Source organism: Microbacterium sp. TPD7012, assembly GCF_003075395.1.
Lineage (GTDB): Bacteria > Actinomycetota > Actinomycetes > Actinomycetales > Microbacteriaceae > Microbacterium.
In genome coordinates this window covers 16,827-38,699 of record NZ_QDFV01000008.1, presented here as the reverse complement: position 1 = coordinate 38,699, position 21,873 = coordinate 16,827, and the positions used below count along the sequence as shown (strand labels likewise).

23 protein-coding genes are annotated in these 21,873 nt (G+C 68.6%); 17 read left to right on the top strand and 6 right to left on the bottom strand.

All coding sequences use genetic code 11. The features are described from left to right. Entirely contained in the window at positions 1-984 is a 984-nt protein-coding gene (locus tag DC434_RS17870; RefSeq protein ID WP_116636671.1) for an ABC transporter permease, read from the bottom strand. 240 nt (positions 985-1,224) lie between these two features. Between DC434_RS17870 and lepA the strand changes: the two genes are divergently transcribed. Both lepA and DC434_RS17860 read left to right on the top strand, forming a co-directional pair. Then, a complete protein-coding gene (lepA, locus tag DC434_RS17865) occupies positions 1,225-3,078 on the top strand; it encodes a translation elongation factor 4 (protein WP_116636670.1) in 1,854 nt (617 codons plus the stop codon). Between the two features lie 2 nt (positions 3,079-3,080). Continuing rightward, entirely contained in the window at positions 3,081-3,587 is a 507-nt protein-coding gene (locus tag DC434_RS17860; RefSeq protein ID WP_116636669.1) for a DUF1990 family protein, read from the top strand. A 2-nt stretch (positions 3,588-3,589) separates the two neighbouring features. Here the strand turns inward: DC434_RS17860 and DC434_RS17855 are convergent, their stop codons facing one another. Beyond that, positions 3,590-4,024: a GIY-YIG nuclease family protein gene (locus DC434_RS17855; RefSeq protein WP_116636668.1), complete on the bottom strand. Its 435-nt coding sequence runs from the start codon at positions 4,022-4,024 to the stop codon at positions 3,590-3,592. Between the two features lie 339 nt (positions 4,025-4,363). Here DC434_RS17855 and DC434_RS17850 point away from each other — a divergent pair, with 339 nt between their 5' ends. Then, positions 4,364-5,017 (top strand): DUF1990 family protein, encoded by a 654-nt coding sequence (locus DC434_RS17850; RefSeq protein ID WP_116636667.1) that lies wholly within the window; start codon positions 4,364-4,366, stop codon positions 5,015-5,017. 16 nt (positions 5,018-5,033) lie between these two features. Then, entirely contained in the window at positions 5,034-6,269 is a 1,236-nt protein-coding gene (gene hemW / locus DC434_RS17845) for a radical SAM family heme chaperone HemW (RefSeq protein WP_116636666.1), read from the top strand. A gap of 1 nt (position 6,270) precedes the next feature. Here the strand turns inward: hemW and DC434_RS17840 are convergent, their stop codons facing one another. After that, positions 6,271-7,692, bottom strand: a complete 1,422-nt coding sequence (locus DC434_RS17840; protein ID WP_243409002.1) for a carboxylesterase family protein — start codon at positions 7,690-7,692, stop codon at positions 6,271-6,273. A gap of 114 nt (positions 7,693-7,806) precedes the next feature. Between DC434_RS17840 and hrcA the strand changes: the two genes are divergently transcribed. The 12 genes from hrcA (at position 7,807) to DC434_RS17780 (ending at position 17,866) form a co-directional block, all read left to right on the top strand. Further along, positions 7,807-8,838, top strand: coding sequence for a heat-inducible transcriptional repressor HrcA (hrcA, locus tag DC434_RS17835; RefSeq protein WP_116636664.1), 1,032 nt, complete (start codon positions 7,807-7,809; stop codon positions 8,836-8,838). 37 nt (positions 8,839-8,875) lie between these two features. Beyond that, positions 8,876-9,991 carry a molecular chaperone DnaJ gene (dnaJ, locus tag DC434_RS17830; RefSeq protein WP_116636663.1) on the top strand — a complete coding sequence of 372 codons (1,116 nt, stop codon included), beginning with the start codon at positions 8,876-8,878 and terminating at the stop codon, positions 9,989-9,991. A 2-nt stretch (positions 9,992-9,993) separates the two neighbouring features. After that, entirely contained in the window at positions 9,994-10,722 is a 729-nt protein-coding gene (locus tag DC434_RS17825; RefSeq protein WP_116636662.1) for a 16S rRNA (uracil(1498)-N(3))-methyltransferase, read from the top strand. Between the two features lie 48 nt (positions 10,723-10,770). Further along, positions 10,771-11,121: an HIT domain-containing protein gene (locus DC434_RS17820; RefSeq protein WP_116636661.1), complete on the top strand. Its 351-nt coding sequence runs from the start codon at positions 10,771-10,773 to the stop codon at positions 11,119-11,121. Positions 11,122-11,200: 79 nt separating this feature from the next. After that, positions 11,201-12,226, top strand: coding sequence for a PhoH family protein (locus DC434_RS17815; protein WP_243409007.1), 1,026 nt, complete (start codon positions 11,201-11,203; stop codon positions 12,224-12,226). A 16-nt stretch (positions 12,227-12,242) separates the two neighbouring features. After that, positions 12,243-12,701 carry an rRNA maturation RNase YbeY gene (ybeY, locus tag DC434_RS17810; protein ID WP_017202321.1) on the top strand — a complete coding sequence of 153 codons (459 nt, stop codon included), beginning with the start codon at positions 12,243-12,245 and terminating at the stop codon, positions 12,699-12,701. Continuing rightward, entirely contained in the window at positions 12,698-13,993 is a 1,296-nt protein-coding gene (locus tag DC434_RS17805; protein ID WP_116636660.1) for a hemolysin family protein, read from the top strand. Before ybeY ends, DC434_RS17805 begins: the two co-directional genes overlap by 4 nt. Continuing rightward, positions 13,986-14,882: a GTPase Era gene (gene era, locus DC434_RS17800; RefSeq protein ID WP_116636659.1), complete on the top strand. Its 897-nt coding sequence runs from the start codon at positions 13,986-13,988 to the stop codon at positions 14,880-14,882. Before DC434_RS17805 ends, era begins: the two co-directional genes overlap by 8 nt. 54 nt (positions 14,883-14,936) lie before the next feature. Next, a complete protein-coding gene (locus DC434_RS17795) occupies positions 14,937-15,464 on the top strand; it encodes a sigma-70 family RNA polymerase sigma factor (RefSeq protein ID WP_116636658.1) in 528 nt (175 codons plus the stop codon). Further along, complete coding sequence (locus DC434_RS17790) at positions 15,454-16,440, top strand: hypothetical protein (protein WP_116636657.1); 987 nt, start codon at positions 15,454-15,456, stop codon at positions 16,438-16,440. The genes DC434_RS17795 and DC434_RS17790 overlap by 11 nt, the downstream gene beginning before the upstream one ends. Next, complete coding sequence (locus tag DC434_RS17785; protein ID WP_116636656.1) at positions 16,437-16,916, top strand: hypothetical protein; 480 nt, start codon at positions 16,437-16,439, stop codon at positions 16,914-16,916. Before DC434_RS17790 ends, DC434_RS17785 begins: the two co-directional genes overlap by 4 nt. 8 nt (positions 16,917-16,924) lie before the next feature. Next, positions 16,925-17,866, top strand: a complete 942-nt coding sequence (locus DC434_RS17780; RefSeq protein WP_116636655.1) for an NADP-dependent oxidoreductase — start codon at positions 16,925-16,927, stop codon at positions 17,864-17,866. Positions 17,867-17,902: 36 nt separating this feature from the next. Here the strand turns inward: DC434_RS17780 and DC434_RS17775 are convergent, their stop codons facing one another. Together DC434_RS17775 and DC434_RS17770 are read right to left on the bottom strand one after the other, a co-directional pair. Continuing rightward, positions 17,903-18,403, bottom strand: coding sequence for a hypothetical protein (locus DC434_RS17775; protein ID WP_116636654.1), 501 nt, complete (start codon positions 18,401-18,403; stop codon positions 17,903-17,905). Between the two features lie 57 nt (positions 18,404-18,460). Next, on the bottom strand, positions 18,461-19,108 hold the full coding sequence (locus tag DC434_RS17770; protein WP_243409001.1) for a hypothetical protein: 648 nt from the start codon (positions 19,106-19,108) through the stop codon (positions 18,461-18,463). A 194-nt stretch (positions 19,109-19,302) separates the two neighbouring features. On the opposite strand from DC434_RS17770, the gene leuA reads away from it, so the two are divergent. Beyond that, positions 19,303-21,057: a 2-isopropylmalate synthase gene (leuA, locus tag DC434_RS17765; RefSeq protein WP_116636652.1), complete on the top strand. Its 1,755-nt coding sequence runs from the start codon at positions 19,303-19,305 to the stop codon at positions 21,055-21,057. Positions 21,058-21,161: 104 nt separating this feature from the next. Here the strand turns inward: leuA and DC434_RS17760 are convergent, their stop codons facing one another. Further along, positions 21,162-21,854 carry a TRIC cation channel family protein gene (locus tag DC434_RS17760; RefSeq protein WP_116636651.1) on the bottom strand — a complete coding sequence of 231 codons (693 nt, stop codon included), beginning with the start codon at positions 21,852-21,854 and terminating at the stop codon, positions 21,162-21,164. Between the last annotated feature and the right edge of the window lie 19 nt (positions 21,855-21,873).

Genomic DNA, 21,873 nt, shown 5'->3' with positions numbered 1-21,873 from the left:
TCAGCTCACTCTCACTCGAGGATCGAGCACCACGACGGCGACATCGGCGAGGATCGCGCCGATCGCGGTGAGGACGGCGCCGAAGGCTGCGACCGCGACCGTGCCGTGGACGTCGTTCTTGGTGATGGTCTCGATGAAGTACTTGCCCATGCCGTTCCAGGCGAAGATCGTCTCGGTGAGGACCGCGCCGGTGAAGATCGCGGGAATGGTGAAGGCGACCTGTGTCGCGACGGGGATCAGCGAGGTGCGCAGGGCGTGCTTGCGGATGGCCTGCTGCTTCGTCAGGCCCTTGGCCCGTGCCGTGCGCACGTAGTCGGCGCCGATGTTGTCGAGCAGGAGCGAGCGCTGCAGGAAGTGGATGCCGGCGTAGCCGACGAGCACGAGCGCTATCGTCGGCAGCGTCAGATGTTGAAGGACGTCTATGAGGACCGGGAAGAACCCTTCGACTCCTCGGCTCGCGTTGCCCGTCACGTAGAAGATGCGGATGCCGGTGGCGTTGTTCAGGCCGATCGCGAGGAGCACGATCGCGAAGGCTGCGACGACGATCGGGATGTTCATCGTGATGATGCTGGTCGCCTGGCCGATCCGGTCGGCGAGCTTGTACTGGCGCGAGGCGGTGTAGACGCCCAGCGCGATCCCGAGGACGGTCGTGAGGATGGTCGCACCCAGGACGAGCTCGGCGCTGACCCACATCCGGTACGCGACCTGCTCGTTGACCGAGCCGCCCGTGGGGCTGACGCCCCAGTCCCAGCGGAGGAGGATGCCGGTGAGCCAGGTCCACCACCGCTCGATGAGCGGGACGGTGTCGCTGAGGTTGCGCGGCGCGAGCGTGTGGACGATCTGCTCTTCGGTCAGCGGCGGACGTCGGCCCACGTAGTTGCTGCGCGGATCGAGGAAGCCCCACGCCAGGAAGTACGTGATGTTCGTCGCGACCACGATCATGAGCAGCCAGCCGAGTGCACGGCGCACGAGATACTTGATCAAGGTGATGATTCTTTCTCTTTTACAGAGATGCGCGGGATCGCCGACGCAACGCTGAGCCGGGTAGACATTCAATCACCATCCACCTCTTTGCGCGACGCGACGCCCTGCACGAGGTCTGTGACGGAGTCCTATCGCTCTCGGGATCCGGTGTCACGGATTGCTCCCGGGCAACCTGGGCAGAATATCACCGCATCGGGCGAATCGAGCATTAGCCTGCCCTGACCGTAGAATCGACGGGACATGTCACCACGCGCCCTCACACCTCTTCAGCCTGCCGCGACGCCGCCTGCGCAGATCCGCAATTTCTGCATCATCGCCCACATCGATCACGGCAAGTCGACCCTCGCTGACCGCATGCTCCAGATCACCGGGGTGGTGTCCGACCGCGACATGCGGGCCCAGTACCTGGACCGCATGGACATCGAGCGCGAGCGCGGCATCACGATCAAGAGCCAGGCGGTGCGGATGCCGTGGCAGATCGAGGGCGAGACCTTCGCCCTGAACATGATCGACACCCCCGGTCACGTCGACTTCACCTACGAGGTGTCCCGCTCGCTCGCCGCGTGCGAGGGCGCCATCCTGCTCGTCGATGCGGCGCAGGGCATCGAGGCGCAGACGCTCGCGAACCTCTACCTCGCTCTCGAGAACGATCTGCACATCATCCCGGTGCTCAACAAGATCGACCTCCCCGCGGCCGACCCCGAGAAGTACGCGAAGGAGCTCGCATCCCTCATCGGCGGCAGGCCGGAAGACGTCCTTCGCGTCTCCGGCAAGACCGGCGTGGGTGTGGAGGAGCTGCTCGACCGGCTCGTCAAGGAGATCCCCGCGCCCACCGGCGATGCGGATGCTCCTGCCCGCGCGATGATCTTCGACTCCGTCTACGACGCCTACCGCGGCGTGGTCACCTATGTCCGCATGGTCGACGGCAGCCTCGCTCCGCGCGAGCGCATCCAGATGATGTCCACCGGCGCGAACCACGAGGCGCTCGAGGTCGGGGTCTCCAGTCCCGAACCCGTCCCCTCGAAGGGTCTGGGCGTCGGCGAGGTTGGCTACCTCATCACCGGCGTGAAGGACGTGCGTCTGTCGAAGGTCGGCGACACGGTCACCACGGCGCGGAAGCCTTCGACGCAGGCCCTTCCGGGGTACACCGACCCGAAGCCCATGGTGTTCTCGGGCATCTACCCGATCGACGGCAGCGACTACGCCGACCTGCGCGAGGCGCTCGACAAGCTCAAGCTGTCCGACGCGTCGCTCGCGTACGAGCCGGAGACCTCGGTCGCTCTCGGCTTCGGCTTCCGCTGCGGCTTCCTCGGGCTGCTCCATCTCGAGATCATCACCGAGCGTCTCGAGCGCGAGTTCGGGCTCGATCTCATCACCACCGCACCCAGCGTGATCTACGAGGTGCTCACCTCCGACACGGGGGAGACCGTCACGGTCACCAACCCGAGCGAGTACCCCGACGGACGGATCGGCTCGGTCTCCGAGCCCATGGTGAAGGCGGCGATCCTGCTGCCGAAGGACTACGTCGGCACTGTCATGGAGCTCTGCCAGGGGCGTCGCGGCTCTCTGCTCGGCATGGAGTACTTCTCCGAGGAGCGCGTCGAGCTGCGCTACAACATGCCGCTCGGCGAGATCGTCTTCGACTTCTTCGATCAGCTGAAGTCCAAGACGCAGGGCTACGCCTCCCTCGACTACGAACCGTCGGGCCAGCAGGAGGCAGACCTCGTCAAGGTCGACATCCTCCTCCAGGGCGAGAAGGTCGACGCGTTCAGCTCGATCGTGCACCGCGACAAGGCCTATGCCTACGGGACCATGATGGCTGAGCGTCTGCGCAAGCTGATCCCGCGCCAGCAGTTCGAGGTGCCGATCCAGGCCGCGATCGGCGCGAGGATCATCGCCCGCGAGACGATCCGCGCGATCCGCAAGGACGTGCTCGCGAAGTGCTACGGCGGTGACATCACCCGCAAGCGCAAGCTCCTCGAGAAGCAGAAGGAGGGAAAGAAGCGCATGAAGATGGTCGGCCGCGTCGAGGTCCCCCAGGAGGCGTTCATCGCCGCGCTGTCCGGAGACGTCGAGGGCAAGGACAAGAAGTAGGGATGCGCCTCCCGGCATACGAGCGCGGTCTCACCCGCCGACTGCTCGAGAACGTGCCGGAGGGGATGCGCGGTGCCGAGCACTCCACGGTCGTGCCGCCGGAGTCGGTCGTCGCGGTCGCCGCGCTCGTCCGCTCGTGGGAGTTCAAGCGGCGCGCCGGCTTCGAGGTTCCCGCGGGTAGCCCCGCCGCCGACGCGGAGGGCGTGCTCGCGAAGCGCGTCCTCGGCATCCGCTTCGTCGAGCCGATCAGAGTCGTGTGGGCGGACGAACGCGGGTTCGGCTACGAGACGAGGCCGGGGCATCCGATCTACGGCGAGGAGTCTTTCCGGATCGACGAGCGGGGAGTGTTCACCGCGCGGTCGATCTCGCGCCCGTCGTCCTTCTTCTGGCTGCTGATGTCTCCGGCGCTCCGCTTCCTTCAGCGCCGTACGCACGCGCGCTACGTCCGCATCGTGCAGGACGCCGCGACTCACTCCCTTCGACAGGCTCAGGGCCCCACGCGAGGCTGAGCTCATCCACGGAGGTTCGCCTCCTGGGTCGCTGAGCTCGTCGAGGCGTCGCCGGCTGACTGGTTCGCCTGGTGCTGGGTCGCTGAGCTTGTCGAAGCGTCGGGGGCTGGCTGGTTCTGGTGCTGGGTCGCTGAGCTTGTCGAAGCGTCGCCCCCTCGCGACCTGGAGAGCGCCGGGAGGTCCTGCCCCCTCAGCTCGATCAGAGCGATCTTCTTCGCACGACTCCAACCTTGGATCTGCTTCTCCCGCCGGAAGGCTGCATCGACGGTGTCGAACTGCTCTGCGTAGACGAGCACCACGGGGCGACGCTTCCGGGTGAAGCGTGCGGCATAGTCCTCATCGTTGTTGTGCTCCCAGACTCGTGATTCCAGATCGCCGTTCGTGCTTCCGGTGTAGAAGCTGCCGTCATCGCACCGGAGGATATACGTCCATGCCATGGCCAATGGTGCCGCTATTCCGGGGACGAGATCGTTACGGCTGTGGATAACTCGCGAGCCCTTCGACAGGCTCAGGGACCCAGGGGGTGGGCCCTTCGACAGGCTCAGGGACCCAGGGGGTGGGCCCTTCGACAGGCTCAGGGACCCAGGGGTGGGCCCTTCGACAGGATCAGGGACCCAGGGGGTGGGCCCTTCGACAGGCTCAGGGACCCAGGGGTGGGCCCTTCGACAGGATCAGGGACCCAGGGTTGGGCCCTACGACAGCTCAGGATCCCGGGATGTGACCTCGCGCGGCGCGTGGGGGTGAACCCTCAGGGAACCCGAAGTAGGCTGGAACTCATGCGGCGCGGGACTTTCCGAGACGACACGGTGGACTATGCGGCCGTGGGTGCGACCCACGCGCCCGATCTGATGCAGTACCCACCGGAACGCAGCATCCCTGCCGAGGAGTCGTGGCGCATCGGAAGCGGCGCCGAGCGGTTCCAGATCGCCGGCGAAGCGCTCCTCTCGTGGACGGCGCAGCGCGCGGCCGGCCTCTCGGTCGACGATCTCCGCCCCGCCCCGGGACCGGCCTACGCGGGCGTGAGCTTCGATGCCGAGGGCAACCCGATCGCTCCCAGCAAGCACGACGTCGAGCCGCGCTACGACGCCGAGGGCACGCCGTTCGTCGGGGCAGGCATGACGCTGCACCTCAAGGGGCGCATCGGCGGCATGCGCGCCGACTCCGAGCTCCGCGTGATCTCGGTCACGGAGGAGACCCGGCGCATCGGATTCGTGCTCGGCACCGTCGGCGGCTCGGTCGTCAGCGGCGAGGAGTCGTTCGACGTCGAGTGGCGCGAGGACAACGACGAGGTGTGGTTCACCGTGCGCGCGTTCGACGCGCCGAATTCCCTCCTCTACCGCACGGTGCCCGCACTGGTGAAGCGCCGTCGACGCGAACTGTTCGCCCGCTACCTCCGCGCGATCTCCCCGCTCTACGCGACGCCCGTCTGATGTCGAGACAGCACTGATGGCGGGACCGCTCCCGCTCGGCGATCCGGCGCCCTCGGACGGCAGGCTGCCCGACGATCTTCCGGTCGATCCGAGCGTGCCGTTCTCCGCCTACCTTCACGTGCCCTTCTGCCGCGTGCGCTGCGGGTACTGCGACTTCAACACCTACACGTCGAGCGAGCTGCGGGGCGCCAAGCAGGAGGACTACGCCTCCACGCTGATCGGAGAGATCGATCTCGCACACCGTGTGCTCGGTGACGCCGGTGCCCTGCGGCCGATGGACACCGTGTTCTTCGGCGGCGGCACGCCGACGCTGCTCCCGGCGGGTGATTTGGCGCGGATGCTGGACGCCGCGGCATCCGCGTTCGGCCTGGTCGACGACGCCGAAGTCACGGTCGAGGCCAACCCCGACACGGTGACCCCCGGCGTCGCGCGCACGCTCGCGGACGCCGGAGTCACGCGGCTCTCGATCGGCATGCAGTCCGCGGTCCCGCACGTGCTCGCCGCGCTCGATCGCACGCATCGCCCGGAGAACGTGCGGACCGCGGTCGCCGCGGCCAAGGATGCGGGCCTCGCGGTCAGCGTCGACCTGATCTACGGCGCGCCCGGCGAGTCGCTCGGCGACTGGGAGGCATCGCTCGATGCTGCGCTCGAACTCGATTCGGACCACATCTCGGCCTACGCCCTGATCATCGAGGACGGGACGAAGCTCGCGAGGCAGATCCGACGCGGAGAGGTCCCGACGCCCGACGACGACCTGCAGGCCGACATGTACGAGCTCGCCGATGCCCGCCTCGCCGCGGCCGGCTTCGACTGGTACGAGGTGAGCAACTGGGCGCGTGCCGCCCACGGTCGCACCACTGAGGAGAACCGCTCACGGCACAACCTCGCCTACTGGCGCGGAAGCGACTGGTGGGGGTTCGGACCCGGTGCACACAGCCATGTCGCGGGGCTGCGCTGGTGGAATGTGAAGCACCCCGCCGCGTACGCCCAGCGCCTCGCCGCATCCGAATCTCCCGCCGCCGGCACGGAGCGACCTGATGACGAGTCCCGCCTGCTGGAGCGGATCCTGCTGCTCAGCCGCATCCGCGAGGGGATCGCGATCGACGAGGTGCCGCCGGCGAACCGCACGCGAGTCGCCGGGCTCATCGCCGACGGGCTGGTCGATCCGGTCGCCGCCGTGAAGGGGCGCGTCCAGTTGACGCTCCGAGGTCGGCTCCTCGCCGACGCGGTGGTGCGCGAGCTGACCGACTGACTCAGCCCGGCAGCAGGTCCAACCCGGCCGCTCGCCGCTGCGGCACCGTCGCGCTGATCGTGTCGAACACGCGCGTCCGGCGCTCGGGGCCGAACACCGGCCACCCGGGATCGCCGGTCTTCACGAAGGCGATCCACGACGCGTGCATCTCCGCGGCGAGCTCTCGCGGCGCATCCGGCCCGGCGAGACGCTGCGCCTCGGGATCGTCGAGGCGATCGAAGACGAATCCGAGTTCGAGCGCATGCGCCGCGCGGAGGTCTCGCACCGGGCTGTTCCACGCGAACTCGTACACGTAGGTCGGTGCCGTCCGCTTCTGTGCGAGGCGCGTCAGCGGAGCCCGCAGCAGCACGTCGGTGGCGAGCTGTCCGAAGATCTCGCCGGTCGACGCACCGGGGAACTCCGCACGATACGCCCGCACGGCAGCGCGCGGGATCCGCAGGGCGAGACGGGCCGCGAGGAGCTTCAGCTCGCTGATGCCGTCGAGCGCGGCCGGCGGGAACCACAGCCGGTACTCGTCGGTGTTGCTGCCGATGAGCAGTGGCGTGTCGATCTCGGGGAGGACCTCGTGCGGGGAGCGGGGGAGGGTCTCCGCGTCGATCGCGAACTGGAAGCCGGGGGCGCCGCCCAGCGGGGAGGAACCGGCGGCGTGCTGCCGCCTGGCCTCGAGCAGGCTGTCGGGGGAGATGTCGGCGAAGGCCTCGCGATCGGGGCGGACCCCGAGCCGCTTCGCGAGCTGCACCGAGATCCGGCCGGCCTTCCGCGGCGTCTGCGCCTCGAGCGGTCCGGATTCGATGATCGCGCGCGCGATGAGCGCGCGGGATGTCTCCTTCGCCAGGAGCCCGGCCACGATCGCTCCGCCTGCCGACTCGCCCATCACCGTGATCCGCGTCGGGTCGCCGCCGAACGCCTCGACCTCGCGGTGGATCCAGGAGAGGGCAGCGGCCGCATCCTCCAGGCCGAGGTTGCGGGGAGCGCCGTCGAGCACCGAGAAGCCCTCGGATCCCAGCCGGTAGTTGATCGAGACGAAGACGATCCCCGCGCGTGCGAAGCGCGTGCCGTCGTAGAGTCCGAGGGCCGCCGTGCCGCGTTCGAGGGCGCCGCCGTGGATCCAGAGCAGCACGGGCGCAGCCGCGGCATCCTCCGGTGCCCAGACGTTCGCGGTGAGGATGTCGTCGCCGTCGATGCGGACGCTGCCGAGGAGTTCGCCGATCGGACCGGGGTACGGCAGCTGCGGGGGAGTCGGACCGAAGTCCACCGCCTCGCGGATGCCGTCCCACGCCGCTGCCGGCTGCGGTGCGCGGAACCGGTTCGACCCGAAGGGAGCGGCGGCGTAGGGGATGCCGAGGAAGCGGCGGACGCCGGCGTCGAGAGTTCCGCGGACGATGCCGCCGGAGAGTATCGCGGTGGGCGGCGTCGTCGTCATGAGCGCCATCCTAGAGGGCGCCTTTCGGGGTATACCCGGCTGCGCGGGGTAGGATTGGCACTCGGGGCATCAGAGTGCCAGCGAGCGTCCGAGTGTCAGCGGAAGGGGAAGGCGATGGTCTCAGAGCGAGGACTCCAGGTTCTCCGTGCGATCGTGCAGGACTACGTCGAGACTCACGAGCCCGTCGGCAGCCGCTCCATCGTGGACCGCTACTCGTTCGGCGTCTCGGCGGCGACCATCCGCAACGACATGGCGCTGCTCGAGGACGAGGAGCTGATCACGGCTCCGCACACGTCGTCGGGCCGGGTCCCCACCGACAAGGGCTATCGCGTCTTCGTCGACCATCTGGCGCAGCTGCGGCCGCTCAGCGTCGCCCAGCGCACCGCCATCGAGTCGTTCCTGACCGCTCCCACCGACCTCGACGATCTGATGATCCGCACCGTCCGCGTGCTCACGCAGCTCACCGGTCAGGTCGCGCTCGCGCAGTACCCGTCCTTCGCCCGTGCGCACATCACGCACCTCGAGCTCGTGGCGCTCGCTCCCAACCGCGTGCTGATCGTCCTCGTCACCGACGCGGGCGGCGTCTCGCAGCGTTTGACTCCGCTCCCCGTCGACGTCGACGAGGCCGACACCGCGGTCCTCCGCGCGCGACTCTCGGCCCTGATCACGGGGCAGGCGGTGAGCGATGCCGCCGAGCGGCTGCAGAACCTCGTCGCCGCCGACGACCAGACGAAGGACATCGCGCTGCGCACGCTCTCCGCCGTCGTCATCGAGGAGCTCGGCGAGTTCCGCCAGGAGCGACTGGTCATGGCGGGAGCCGCGACGCTCGCACGGCGCGAGCAGGACTTCCGCGGCAGCATCCACCCGATCCTCGAGGCGATCGAGGAGCAGGTCACCCTGCTGCGGCTGATGGGCGAGATGGTGACCGACGAGCACGGGCTCGGCGCGAGCATCGGCACCGAGAACGAGCCGTTCGGTCTCGGCGAGGCATCCATCGTCGCCAGCAACTACGCCGCCCCCAGCGGCACGGCACGGGTCGGCGTGATGGGGCCGACGCGCATGGACTATCCGAGCAACCTCGCGGCGGCGCGGGCGGTCGCCCGCTACCTGTCGCGGATGCTCGACGAGGACGAGGCCGGTCGCTGAGGCGACGGCCACGAGAGACACACGCAGAAAGGCGATTGTGGCGGACCACTATGAGGTTCTCGGGGTGTCCCGAGACGCTTCCACCGATGAGATCAAGAAGGCGTATCGGCGCCTCGCACGGCAGCTGCACCCGGATGTGAACCCGGGCGACGAGGCCGCCGAGAAGTTCAAGCTCGTGACGCACGCGTACGACGTGCTCAGCGACGACGACTCGCGACGGCGCTACGACATGGGCGGCGGAGACGGGGCTGCGGGCAACTTCCAGGGCTTCGGCGGCTTCGGAGACATCTTCGAGACGTTCTTCGGCGCGGCTCAGGGCGGCGGCCGCGGCGGGCGCCCTCGCTCGCGTCGTGAGCGGGGCCAGGACGCGCTCGTGCGCGTGACGCTGGACCTCGGCGACGTCGTGTTCGGCGCGCATCGCGACATCGAGGTCGACACGGCCGTGCTCTGCGAGACCTGTCAGGGCTCGTGCTGCCAGGAGGGCACCTCGCCCGTCACGTGCGACATCTGCGGTGGTTCCGGACACGTGCAGCGCCAGGTGCGCAGCCTGCTCGGCAACGTCGTGACCTCCCAGCCCTGCGGCACCTGCGAGGGCTACGGCACCACGATCCCGTTCCCGTGCGGAACCTGCGGCGGCCAGGGGCGCGTGCGCTCGCGCCGCACCGTGTCGCTCGACATCCCGGCAGGCGTCGAGACCGGACTCCGGCTGCAGCTCCCGGGCTCCGGCGAGGTCGGCAAGGCGGGCGGCCCCAACGGCGACCTGTATGTCGAGGTGACCGTGAACGCGCACCAGGCCTTCAGTCGAGAGGGCGACGATCTGCTCGCGACCCTCGAGGTGTCGATGACGGATGCGATCCTCGGCACCGAGACCTCGATCCAGGGACTCGACGGCGAGGTCGATCTGGAGATCCGTCCCGGCGTGCAGTCGGGCGACGTGCTGACGATCAAGGGCCGCGGCATCACTCCGCTGCGCGGTTCGCAGCGCGGTGACCTGCGGGTCGGCGTGCAGGTCGTCACGCCGACGAAGCTCGATTCCGCCCAACGTGCGCTGATCGAGGACTTCGCGAAGAAGGCGAAGGCTCCCGGTCCGCAGCTGGCGCAGTTCCAGCAGGGACTCTTCTCCAAGCTCCGCGACCGGTTCCGCGGGCACTGATCGTGGCGCTGCACTTCCTCGTCGAGTCGTCGACGGATGCCTGTGTCGGAGACGTCGTGTCGCTGACCGGTGCCGAGGCGAAGCACGCGGCCGTGGTGCGTCGACTCCGCGTCGGCGAGGCGGTGACGGTCGGCGACGGCGCCGGAGTGTGGCTCGCGGGCGTCGCCGAAGAGGTGGCGCCGTCACGCGTCGACGTGCGCATCGAGGAGCGTGTCGAGCATCCGGCGCCCGCGCCGCGGCTGGTCCTTGTGCAGGCGCTGGCGAAGGGCGATCGAGACGAGCTCGCCGTGCAGGCCGCATGCGAACTCGGCGTCGACGAGATCGTGCCGTGGCAGGCCGGTCGCAGCGTGTCGCGCTGGGAAGGCCCGAAGGCCGTGAAGGGGCGCGAGCGCTGGTCGACCATCGTCCGAGAGGCGGCGAAGCAGGCGCATCGCGCCTGGGTGCCCGAGGTCACGGCTCCGGCGACCACGAAGCAGCTCGCCGCGCGGGCGAGCACCGACCGCGTGCTGCTGCTCGATCCGACGGCCCCGGTCCGGCTTTCGGCTATTGAGCCGGATGGCCGCGATCTGGTGCTGGTGGTCGGCCCCGAGGGAGGCATCTCCGATGAGGAGCTCGCCCTGCTGACGGATGCCGGTGCGGAGCGCGTGCTCCTCGGCGAGACCGTGCTGCGCACCTCCACCGCCGGCCCTGCCGCCGTCGCGGTGCTGTCGGTCGCGCTCGGGCGCTGGTGATCACGGACCCACGGGCCGGAGTACGTGCCGGTCAGTAGACTTGACACCATGACGGAACCCTCGATCTTCACGCGCATTCTGAACGGGGAGATCCCCGCGGAGATCCTCGGCGAGACCGATCGCGTCTTCGCGCTGCGCGACATCGCGCCGCAGGCGCCGGTGCATCTTCTCGTTGTGCCGAAGTCGGCCGAGTACCGTGACGTCGCCGAGCTCGCTGCCGGCGATCCGTCTCTGCTCGCCGAGATGATCGCCTTCGCGAAGGAACTCGCGGCGACGCACACCGACGACGGCGACTTCCGCCTCGTCTTCAACACCGGCGCGAACGCCGGACAGACGGTGTTCCACGTCCACGCGCATGTGCTGGCCGGCGGATTGACGGAGAAGAGTGTCGGTGCCTGAGAATCACGAGCCCCAGGAGCGGAGCCTCGGCGCGCAGCCGCCGGAGTCGGTCGAGAAGATCTACGCCGACGGCGTCGCGATGGTGCAGCTGCTCGGTCCGCAGGACCGGCTGCTGCGCATGCTCGAGAAGGAGCACCGCGACGTGCAGGTCCTCGTGCGCGGCAACGAGATCACCCTGAGCGGCTCGCGGGAGGCAGTCGCCGGAGCCAAGAGCCTCGTCGACGAGCTGCTCGCGATGACCAGGGCGGGTCACGACCTCGCCCCGAGCGATGTCTCGAACTCGGCGCGGATGCTGCGCCAGGAGGGCGGTCCGCGTCCGAGTGAGGTGCTCGGCGAGGCGATCCTCACGACGCGCGGCAAGGTCATCCGGCCGAAGACGCTCGGGCAGAAGGAGTACGTCGACGCGATCGAGGAGAACACGATCGTGTTCGGCATCGGTCCGGCCGGAACGGGCAAGACCTATCTCGCGATGGCGAAGGCCGTCCAGGCGCTGCAGCGCAAGGAGGTCACCCGCATCATCCTGACCCGGCCTGCCGTCGAGGCGGGGGAGCGGCTCGGGTTCCTCCCCGGCACGCTCACCGACAAGATCGATCCCTACCTGCGACCGCTGTACGACGCGCTCAACGAGATGATGGACCCCGAGATCGTTCCGCGGCTCATGGCCACGGGCACGATCGAGGTCGCCCCGCTGGCGTACATGCGCGGTCGCACCCTGAACGACTCGTTCGTGGTGCTCGACGAGGCGCAGAACACCACGCCGGAGCAGATGAAGATGTTCCTCACCCGTCTCGGCTTCGGCACCCGGATGGTCGTCACGGGCGACATCACCCAGGTCGACCTCCCGCAGGGCTCCTCGGGCCTCCGGCTCGTCACGCGCGTGCTCGACGGCATCGAGGACATCCACTTCTCCCGACTCACGAGCGCCGACGTCGTGCGTCACTCTCTCGTCGGTCGCATCGTCGACGCCTACAGCGAATACGACGAGAAGCGCACCGCGCAGCGGTTCGAACGCGAGCAGGCAGCGGAGTTCGCCAACCGCGCCGACCGGCGAGGTGCGCAGCGCCCAGGACCCCGCGACCGGATGCCGAAACGAGGCCTCTCCTGATGAAACGAGCACAGGCATGATCGAGATCAACAACGAATCGGCGATCGACGTCGACGAGACCGTGCTCCAGCGGCTGACCGACTTCAACCTCGCCCAGCTGCATGTCAGCCCCGACGCCGAGGTCGCGATCGTCCTCGTCGACGAGGGCGCCATGGAGGCGCTCCATGTGCAGTGGATGGACGAGCCGGGACCCACCGACGTGCTCAGCTTCCCGATGGACGAGCTGCGCCCCGGAACCGAGGACCGCCCGACCGCCCCCGGGCTGCTCGGCGACATCGTGCTCTGCCCGCAGGTCGCGGAGACCCAGGCGCAGGCGGCCGGCCACACCCTGATGGACGAGCTCATCCTGCTCACCACTCACGGGCTGCTCCACCTGCTGGGGTTCGACCACGCCGAGCCCGACGAGGAGCGTGAGATGTTCGGACTGCAGAAGGAGCTCATCCAAGGCTTCGCCGCGGCCGAACGCCGCCGATGACAGCGACTCTCCTGCTCATCGCCGCCGTGCTCCTGGTGGCGTTCGGCGGCCTGATGTCGGCCATCGATGCCGCCTACGGCGTCGCCTCGCGTGCGAACCTCGCCGACATGGCGACAGAAGGACGGCGGGCGAAGGCTCTGGGCCGCATCGCCTCCGATCTCGACGCGCACGTCAACGCGGTCGCCTTCATCCGCGTCCTGGCCGAGGTCACGGCCGCGGTGCTCGTGACCGTGGCGTTCACGATCCTCATCGAGAACAACTGGTGGGCGATGCTCGCCGCCGCTCTGCTGATGACAGCGATCACGTTCGTCCTCGTCGGCGCCAGCCCGCGGTCGTTCGGGCGGCAGCACGCCGAAGGCATGATCCGCGGCACCGCGTCGATCGTGCGCGGCCTGCGCATCTTCCTCGGCCCTCTCGCGCAGGCGCTCGTCGTGCTGGGCAACCGGGTCACCCCCGGCACCGGGCGCAGCTCGTTCACGAGCGAGGACCAGCTGCTCAGCATGGTCGACGAGGCGGCGTCCAACGACCTCATCGAAGAGGATGACCGCGATCTCATCCACTCGGTGTTCGACTTCACCGATCAGTTCGTCCGCGCCGTGATGGTGCCGCGTACCGAGATGGTGACCGTCGATGCGACCGCCACCACCGACGAAGCCATGTCGCTCTTCCTGAACCGCGGCGTCTCGCGGATGCCGGTGGTGGACGACGACGCCGATGACGTCGTCGGGGTGCTGTATCTCAAGGATCTGGTGCAGTTCGCGTACCGCGACGACAGCGCCTGGCGCGCGGCATCCATCCGTCCCATCGCCCGCCCCGCCACCTTCGTGCCTGAGTCGATGCGCGCGGAGACGCTCCTGCAGCAGATGAAGCGCGATGCCGTCCACGTCTGCCTGGTGATCGACGAGCACGGCGGCATCTCGGGACTCGTGACGCTCGAGGATCTGATCGAGGAGCTCGTCGGGGAGATCTCCGACGAGTACGATCAGGTATCCGCCGAGTTCGTCGATCTCGGCGATGGCCGGTACCGTGTGAGCGCCCGGCTCTCGCTCGAGGACGTCGGAGATCTCTTCGGCCTCGAACTCGAGGACGAGGACGTCGACTCGATCGGCGGTCTGCTCGGCAAGGCCCTGGGCCAGGTGCCGCAGCCCGGCGCGACCGCGACGGTCTCGGGGCTCGCGCTCACCGGTGGAGCATCGCGCGGCCGCGGTCGAGGAATCGCCACGGTCTTCGTGGAACGCACGGCGACGGAGCCCGACGCTTCGCAGGACGAGGGAGAACGACACGATGACTGAGAACACCCGAAGCGGGTTCGTGACCTTCGTCGGTCGACCGAACGTGGGCAAGTCCACGCTGACGAACGCGCTCGTCGGCGAGAAGATCGCCATCACCAGCGAGAAGCCGCAGACCACCCGTCGGGCCATCCGCGGCATCGTGAACCGCCCGGAGGGCCAGCTCGTCATCGTGGATACCCCCGGCATCCACAAGCCGCGCACGCTGCTCGGCGAACGACTCAACGATCTCGTCGACCAGGTACTCGGCGACGTCGACGTCATCGGCTTCTGCGTGCCGGCGACCGAGAAGGTCGGCCCTGGCGACCGCCGCATCGCCGCGTCCCTCGACGGATACGCGCGGGCGAAGAAGATCGCGATCGTCACGAAGACGGATGCCGCGGGTCGGGACGAGATCACCGAGCGGCTGATGGAGGTCGATGCCCTCCGCGAGGACTGGGCCGCCGTCATCCCGCTCTCCGCACTGACGCGGGACCAGCTCGAGGTGCTCGCCGACGAGGTGCTGAGCCTCATGCCGAAGGGCCCTGCGCTCTATCCGGAGGGCATCACCACGGATGAATCGCAGGAGGACCGCATCGCCGAGATGATCCGCGAGGCGGCTCTCGACGGCGTGCGGGACGAGCTGCCGCACTCCATCGCTGTCGTGATCGATGACATCGCGCCCCGCGAGGGCACCGACCTGACCGACGTGCACGCCTCGATCGTGGTCGAGCGCGACAGCCAGAAGGCCATCATCATCGGGCACAAGGGCAAGCGTCTCAGTGACGTCGGTGCGCGTGCCCGCAAGGGCATCGAGGCGCTGCTCGGCACCCGCGTCTTCCTCGGGCTGCACGTCAAGGTCGCCAAGGAATGGCAGCGCGACCCGAAGCAGCTCGGCCGGCTCGGGTTCTGACATGAGGACCGGCGACACGTCGAGGGCGGCGGGCAGGCCGCCGACCCCGCGGGCATGAACGGGCGCAGCCCGGACCCGGAAGCGCTGCGGAACGAGGTCTTCACACGCGTCTTCGACGACCACTGGGCGTCGGTGCGTCACCACATCGAGTGCGTCGTCGCTGACGACGCCGAGGTGGCGGAGATCGTCTCCGAGGTGTTCCTCCTGGCCTGGTCGCGGCTCAAGCCGACGCGGCCGATGGGCCGCGTGTGGCTGCTGCGGGCGGCCGAGCGGCGCCTGCGCGCTCGGTCGGGGCGCGCCCTCACGCTGCACACCGCGCTCGATGCGGTGCACATCGGAGTCACCGGCGATTCGGCGCCTCCGGGGCGCGTCGGTCAGGCCGAGGTCGTGCGAGCTCTGGGTGTCCTCACCTCCAGGGAACGGCGTATCATCATGCTCACGTACTGGGATGGGCTCGCGGAGGGGGAGATCGCGGAGCTGTTGCGCGGTTCTGAGTCCCGGGTGCGGAGAACACTTCGCCGAGCGCAGGATCGTCTGCGCGCGGAGCTGGGCCTGGAGGGGGTGACATCCGGTGACGACTGAGAACTCGGTTCTCGAGAGGGCGTTGAGCGACGCCGATCCCGGGCGCACCCCGCGCGATGCCGTCCCTGACGCGAAGGCCATCGCGACCCGCGACCGCATCCTCCGCTCGACGGAGGCGCCGAAGAAGCGCCGTCGTGCGCGCGCTCTGGGCTGGGCGTCGGGGGTCGTCGCTGTCGCGACGGCCGCGGTCGTCGCCTTCGCGATGATCACGCCGCAAGTGGCCGCGGTCGCGGGCACGCCCGCTCCGCTGGACTTCGAGGGGGAGTCCACGGTGGCCGACATCGTCGAGGAGGCGCACACCGCCCTCGCCACGTCGGAGGGCCCTTCCGAGGCGGTGCGAACGGTCCGGACGGCGTCGTGGGGCTTCGCGGTCGAGGTCGGCAAGAAGGAGACGAAGGTCGTTCCGAAGCTCTCGACTCTGACGTGGGAGCCCGACGGCTCGGGGCGGATGACGATCATCGCGGGCGTCCCCTACGACCCCGCGGATGCCGTGGCCAACAGCACGGCCGAGGTGACCAGCAGCGGTGAGGTCGTCACTGATCTCATCATGGAACCCGGCGACTTCACGACACCGTGGACGACCGTCCCTGCTGCCGACGGTGCTGACATGTCCGCGATGCTCCGCGCTCTCGGCATGCCAGACGATCCCACCGCCTTCGATGTGGAGACCGCGTTCACGTCGGCCCTCCAGCAGTGGACGCTGACGAACGCGCAGCACGCCGAGCTTCTCTCTCTTCTGGAGGAGGCCGGCGACGGCGTCGCACTCGGCACCTCAACGGATCGTCTCGGACGACCGGTAGCGGGCATCCGCGTGCAATCTCCCGACGGGGCCGCGAGTGACCTCATCCTGATCTCGCGTGAGACGGGCCGGATCGTCGGGGTCGAACGCACCGTGCTGATCGCGGACGAGGTGTTCGACGCAGGGGCGATCATCTCCTACGAGATGTGGGATGTCACGGAAGGAACAATCGAATGACGCGTGCGACCTCGGCCCTTCTCGCGGGTCTCGTCGGAATCCTCCTCGCGATGACCTCGGCGCCGGCCTTCGCGGCTCCGTCCGACGATGCCGAGCCGGATCCGCAGATCACGGCGATGCTCGAAGAGGTTCCCGGAGGTGTCCTCATCGATTCGAGGCACGCGGTGTGGCCGGAGCTCGCGATGGAGCTGACCGTCCATGCGGACAAGGCGCGGTCCGCCCGTTCGGTCGGCAGCTGCGCGACGAACAGCATCTGCGTGTACAACGGCTTGTCGCTGGGGGGCACGAGCACCTTGACGTTCGGCACCTGCGGCAATCACACCATTCCGTCGACGTTCTCGGCGAAGTCGCTGGCGAACGCCCGCACCTCGGGCTACGTGCAGGCGCGCAACGGATCGGCGGTCGTCGCGACCGTGTATGCCGGGAACTGGGCCAACATCTCCGGAGGCGCCACGAGCCTCCGGTGCTACCTCTGAGGACGAGCATGGCATCGCAGTGGATCGCCCGGACCCCTGGTCCGCCGGAGGGGTGGGACTTCGTCGGCTACGAGCCGCCCGCTCCTCGCACCGGTGAGGTCACGATCCGGGTGCGTGCGGCCGGCGTGAACCCGGCCGATGCGAAGCACGTCGCGGCCCCGCGGGGCGGAGTCGAATTCCCGGTGGCCATCGGATACGAGGTCTCGGGGGAGCTGATCGCGATCGGTCCGCACACCTCGATCGGATCGGGCGCCGCCGCCATCGGAGACGAGGTCGTCGCGTTCCGCGTGGGCGGCGGATACTCGACGGAACTCACCGTGCCCGCGGAGAAGGTGTTCGCCAAGCCCACGACGCTGACGCACCCCGAGGCGGCGAACCTCCTCCTCGTCGGCACCACCGCGGCCGAGATGCTCGCGGTCACCGGTGCCGCTCCGGGTGAGACGATCCTGCTCCACGGTGCCTCGGGCGCCGTCGGCCTCAGCGTGCTGCAGCAGGCGCGGCTGCGCGGCATCCGTGTGATCGGCACCGCCAGTGAGAGCCGCTTCGACGAGGTGCGCCGCTTCGGGGGGATCCCTGTCCGCTACGGCACGGGCCTCTCCGATCGGGTGCGTGACGCGGCGGATGGTCCGATCGCCGCCGCGCTCGATGCCGTCGGCACGGACGAGGCCGTGGATGTCTCGCTCGCACTCGTCGCCGACCGTCGGCGCATCGTCACGATCGCCGCGTTCGGACGCGCGGAAGCCGACGGCATCCTGGCCATCGCCGGGTCCATGCCGGCCAGCACGCGGTTCCGCGACGAGGTGCGCGGCGAGCTCGTCTCCCTGGCGCAGAACGGTGACCTCGTCGTTCCCGTGGCACGATCCTTCGCGCTGGACCAGGCACCCGAGGCGCATCGCCTCCTCGCGACCGGTCACCCCGGCGGCAAGCTCGCGTTGATCCCGGACGTGTGAGATCCCTGTTCGGCTGCCGCTCGTCAGCGCGGGGAGTCAAGGTCCGAGCGTGATGATCACGCCGATCGCGGAGAAGAGCGCCGCGAGGATGAAGACCCAGGCGGCGAACGTCGAGACGATCATCCGGGCGTACCGGTCGACCTCGGGGTCTTGATAGATGTCACCGGCGTGAGTCCGCAGGCGCTGCGCGGCCAGAACTGCGAGATGCCGCCGTGAGAAGAGGACGATGAGTCCGATCAGCGCCAGGATCGCGGCGGCGATCAGGGGACCGACGACCTCCCCTACCTGGGACGGGCTCCGACCCGGACTCGGCGCCGAAGTTGCACCGATGACGATCAAGAACGTTCCGAAGGCCATGAACAAGACCCCGAGGATGCGGTTCGACCAAGGTCCTTGAGAGGCGTTCATGTCAGCCCCGCGATGGGCGCTGATCACGTAGTTGGCCGCGACCAGAAAGTCGGTCAGCTGTCGGGCGAAGATGACCGAGAGAAGACCGAACGCTGCGACGAACCCACCGAGAAGGATCTCGATCGTCATCGGGTCGCCGTCATCGTCTCGCGCATGACGAAATGATCGCACAGGCGCCGGCGACGGTCAGTCGATCTCGCGGAGCGACGACGTCACGATCACCACGTCGTCGCCGAACTCGGCGTCCGCGGCATCCTGAATCGTGCCGTCGTCCCACACGACCTGCAGCCAGACGTAGCCGCGGTCGGCGCCCACGGTCAGGGCATCGCGTCCGAGTCGGGCGGAGATGTCGTCTTGGATCCGGGTGAGGTCGACCTCGGCCGTCGTGCCCTCCGTGCCGCCGGTCGGATCCTCCGGCGCGACCGGATCGTACAGAGCGAGCATGATCGGCGGATCCGTGTTCGTCAGCCGCGTCCCGTCGTAGGTCGCGTAGACCGCATACGCGCCCCACGTCGTCTTACCGCTGGTCTCGCTGCCCTCGAGGCCGTCCCAGGACCAGCCCTCGAGCGGGACACCGCTGCACTGCGGCGGGTAGGACTCCATGATCGCGCCCAGACACAGCTGCACGTCGCCCGCGACATCCAGAACGGTGCCGACGCCGATCACGCGTCCCTGCGGAAGGCCGGGCGTGACGTTCTCGAGGCGCTGGTCTGACGGGATCGCGGTGTTCGTCGGGGCGGGGGAGCCGCCGGGGCCGTTCGCGCAGGCGCTGAGAGCGAGGACTCCGAAGACGGATGCCGTCGCGAGAAGCCTGCGACGCTGCGATGTGCTCATACTCCCCAGTGTCGCGTCCGCCGGGATCGTCTCACGACCGTCGAACGCGACCGGAGCTTCCCTGCTAGCATGGCCGCATGCCTTTCGGCGGTCTGCTTCTTCTTAGCTGCCGCGACGAGTCCTAAGAGCTAGGGCCTTCCTCGTCGCGGCGCTTGTGTTGGCCCGTACATCTTGACGAAGAGAAGAAGCCCATCATGCAGAACACTCAGCGCTCCTCAGCGATGCCGATCCACAAGTACCGGCCGTTCCACGAGCAGATCGACGTCCACCTGCCGGACCGCACCTGGCCCGACGCCCGCATCACCGAGGCGCCCCGCTGGTGCGCGGTCGACCTCCGCGATGGCAACCAGGCCCTCATCGACCCGATGTCGCCCGAGCGCAAGCGCGTCATGTTCGAGCTGCTCGTCAGCATGGGCTACAAGGAGATCGAGGTCGGCTTCCCGTCGGCGAGCCAGACCGACTTCGACTTCGTCCGCCAGCTCATCGAAGAGAACCTGATCCCGGACGACGTGACGATCCAGGTGCTGACCCAGGCGCGCGAGCACCTGATCGAGCGCACCTACGAGTCGATCGCCGGTGCCAAGCAGGCCATCGTGCACCTGTACAACTCGACCAGCGTGCTGCAGCGGGAGGTCGTCTTCCGCACCGACAAGCAGGGCATCATCGACATCGCGCTCGAAGGCGCGCGCCTGTGCCGGAAGTTCGAGAAGACCATCCCCGACACGAAGGTCTACTACGAGTACTCGCCCGAGAGCTATACGGGCACCGAGCTCGAGTTCGCCCTCGACATCTGCAACCAGGTCATCGAGGTCTTCGAGCCGACCCCTGACCGCAAGGTGATCATCAACCTGCCGGCGACCGTCGAGATGGCGTCGCCGAACGTGTACGCCGACTCGATCGAGTGGATGAGCCGCCACCTCGCCCACCGCGAGAACATCATCCTGTCGCTGCACCCGCACAACGACCGCGGCACGGCGATCGCCGCCGCTGAGCTCGGCTACATGGCCGGTGCCGACCGCATCGAGGGGTGCCTCTTCGGCAACGGTGAGCGCACCGGCAACGTCGACATCGTCGCGCTGGGCATCAACCTGTTCACGCAGGGCATCGACCCGCAGATCGACTTCAGCGACATCGACCAGGTCAAGCGCACGGTCGAGTACTGCAACCAGCTGCCCGTGCCCGAGCGCAGCCCGTGGGCCGGCGACCTCGTCTTCACGGCGTTCAGCGGTTCGCACCAGGATGCGATCAAGAAGGGCTTCGAGGCGATGGCCGTTCGGGCCGAAGCAGAGGGCGTCACCGTCGACGACATCGAGTGGGCCGTGCCGTACCTGCCGGTCGATCCGAAGGACCTGGGCCGTTCGTACGAGGCCGTCATCCGCGTCAACTCGCAGTCGGGCAAGGGAGGCGTCGCCTACCTGCTGAAGTCGGATCACGCGATCGACTTGCCGCGAAAGCTGCAGATCGAGTTCTCCGGTGTGGTGCAGGCGAAGACGGATGCCGAGGGCGGCGAGGTCACGAGCGACCAGATCTGGTCGATCTTCAACGACGAGTACCTGCCTGCGGATGACTCGGCGGCCAAGTGGGGTCGCTTCGAACTGCTCGCGACCCAGACCCGCAGCGACATGTCGGGCGAGGTCGTGCTCGACGTCGTGCTGCGTGATGACGAGCAGCAGCTCGCGGTGGCAGGGTCGGGCAACGGACCGGTCGCGGCGTTCGTTGAGGTGCTGCGTGCGCAGGGCTTCGACATCACGGTCTACGACTACGTCGAGCACGCGCTCAGTGCGGGCGGCGACGCGCAGGCCGCTGCCTACGTCGAGCTGCAGGTCGGCGACCAGCGGCTGTGGGGCGTCGGCATCGACGGCGACATCTCGACCGCATCGCTCAAGGCGATCGTGTCGGGTGTGAACCGCTCGATCCGCACGCGCGCGCAGCAGCTGGCCGCGGTCTGACGGGTCTCGGCGTTTCGTCTCGCTGCTCTCGCTCAACGACCGAGGCACGTGCCATCGGTCGTTGAGCGAGGAGCGAAGCGACGAGACGAAACGCCGGACTCCGCTCAGTCGCGCGGCTTGACGATCGGGATGGCGCCCGTCTCGGCGGCGACCTTGCGGCGGTAGATGCGTCGCTGCTCGGGGAGCGAGACGTCGAAGCTCACCGCCAGCACACGGATCACGGCGGTGACGACGATGCCGATGATCGCGGCGAGGGTGATCGACATGCCGAAGCCGTTCGCGATCACGATGAACGTGCAGCCGGCGCCGGCGGCGACGGCATAGAGCGAGCCGACGTGCATGATCGCGGTCGGCAGGCCCATCAGCATGTCGCGCAGCACGCTGCCGCCCACTGCGGCGCAGACGCCGATGAAGACGGCGGGCACCTCGGGGATCCCGAAAGCCAGAGCCTTGCTCGTCCCGAACGCGCCGAACATCCCGATCACGACGGCATCGAGCACGACGATCACGGTGTTCAGGCGGCTGAAGAGTCCCGCGAGGAGCATTCCGAAGAGAGCGGCACCGGCGGCCGTGACGAGATACCACTGATTCTGCAGGGTGGCGGGCGTCTGACCGAGCAGGATGTCGCGGATCAGACCGCCGCCCATGCCGATCATGATGCCGATGATCGCCACGCCCAGCCAGTCCAGTCGGCGCTGCCCCTGGAACCCGGAGGCGAACAGCGCGCCCTGCACCCCACCGAGGCCGACGCCGAGGAGGTCTGCCCACAGCGGAATGGTGAAGAGCGGTTCGGTCACCCGTCCATTCTCGCGCACG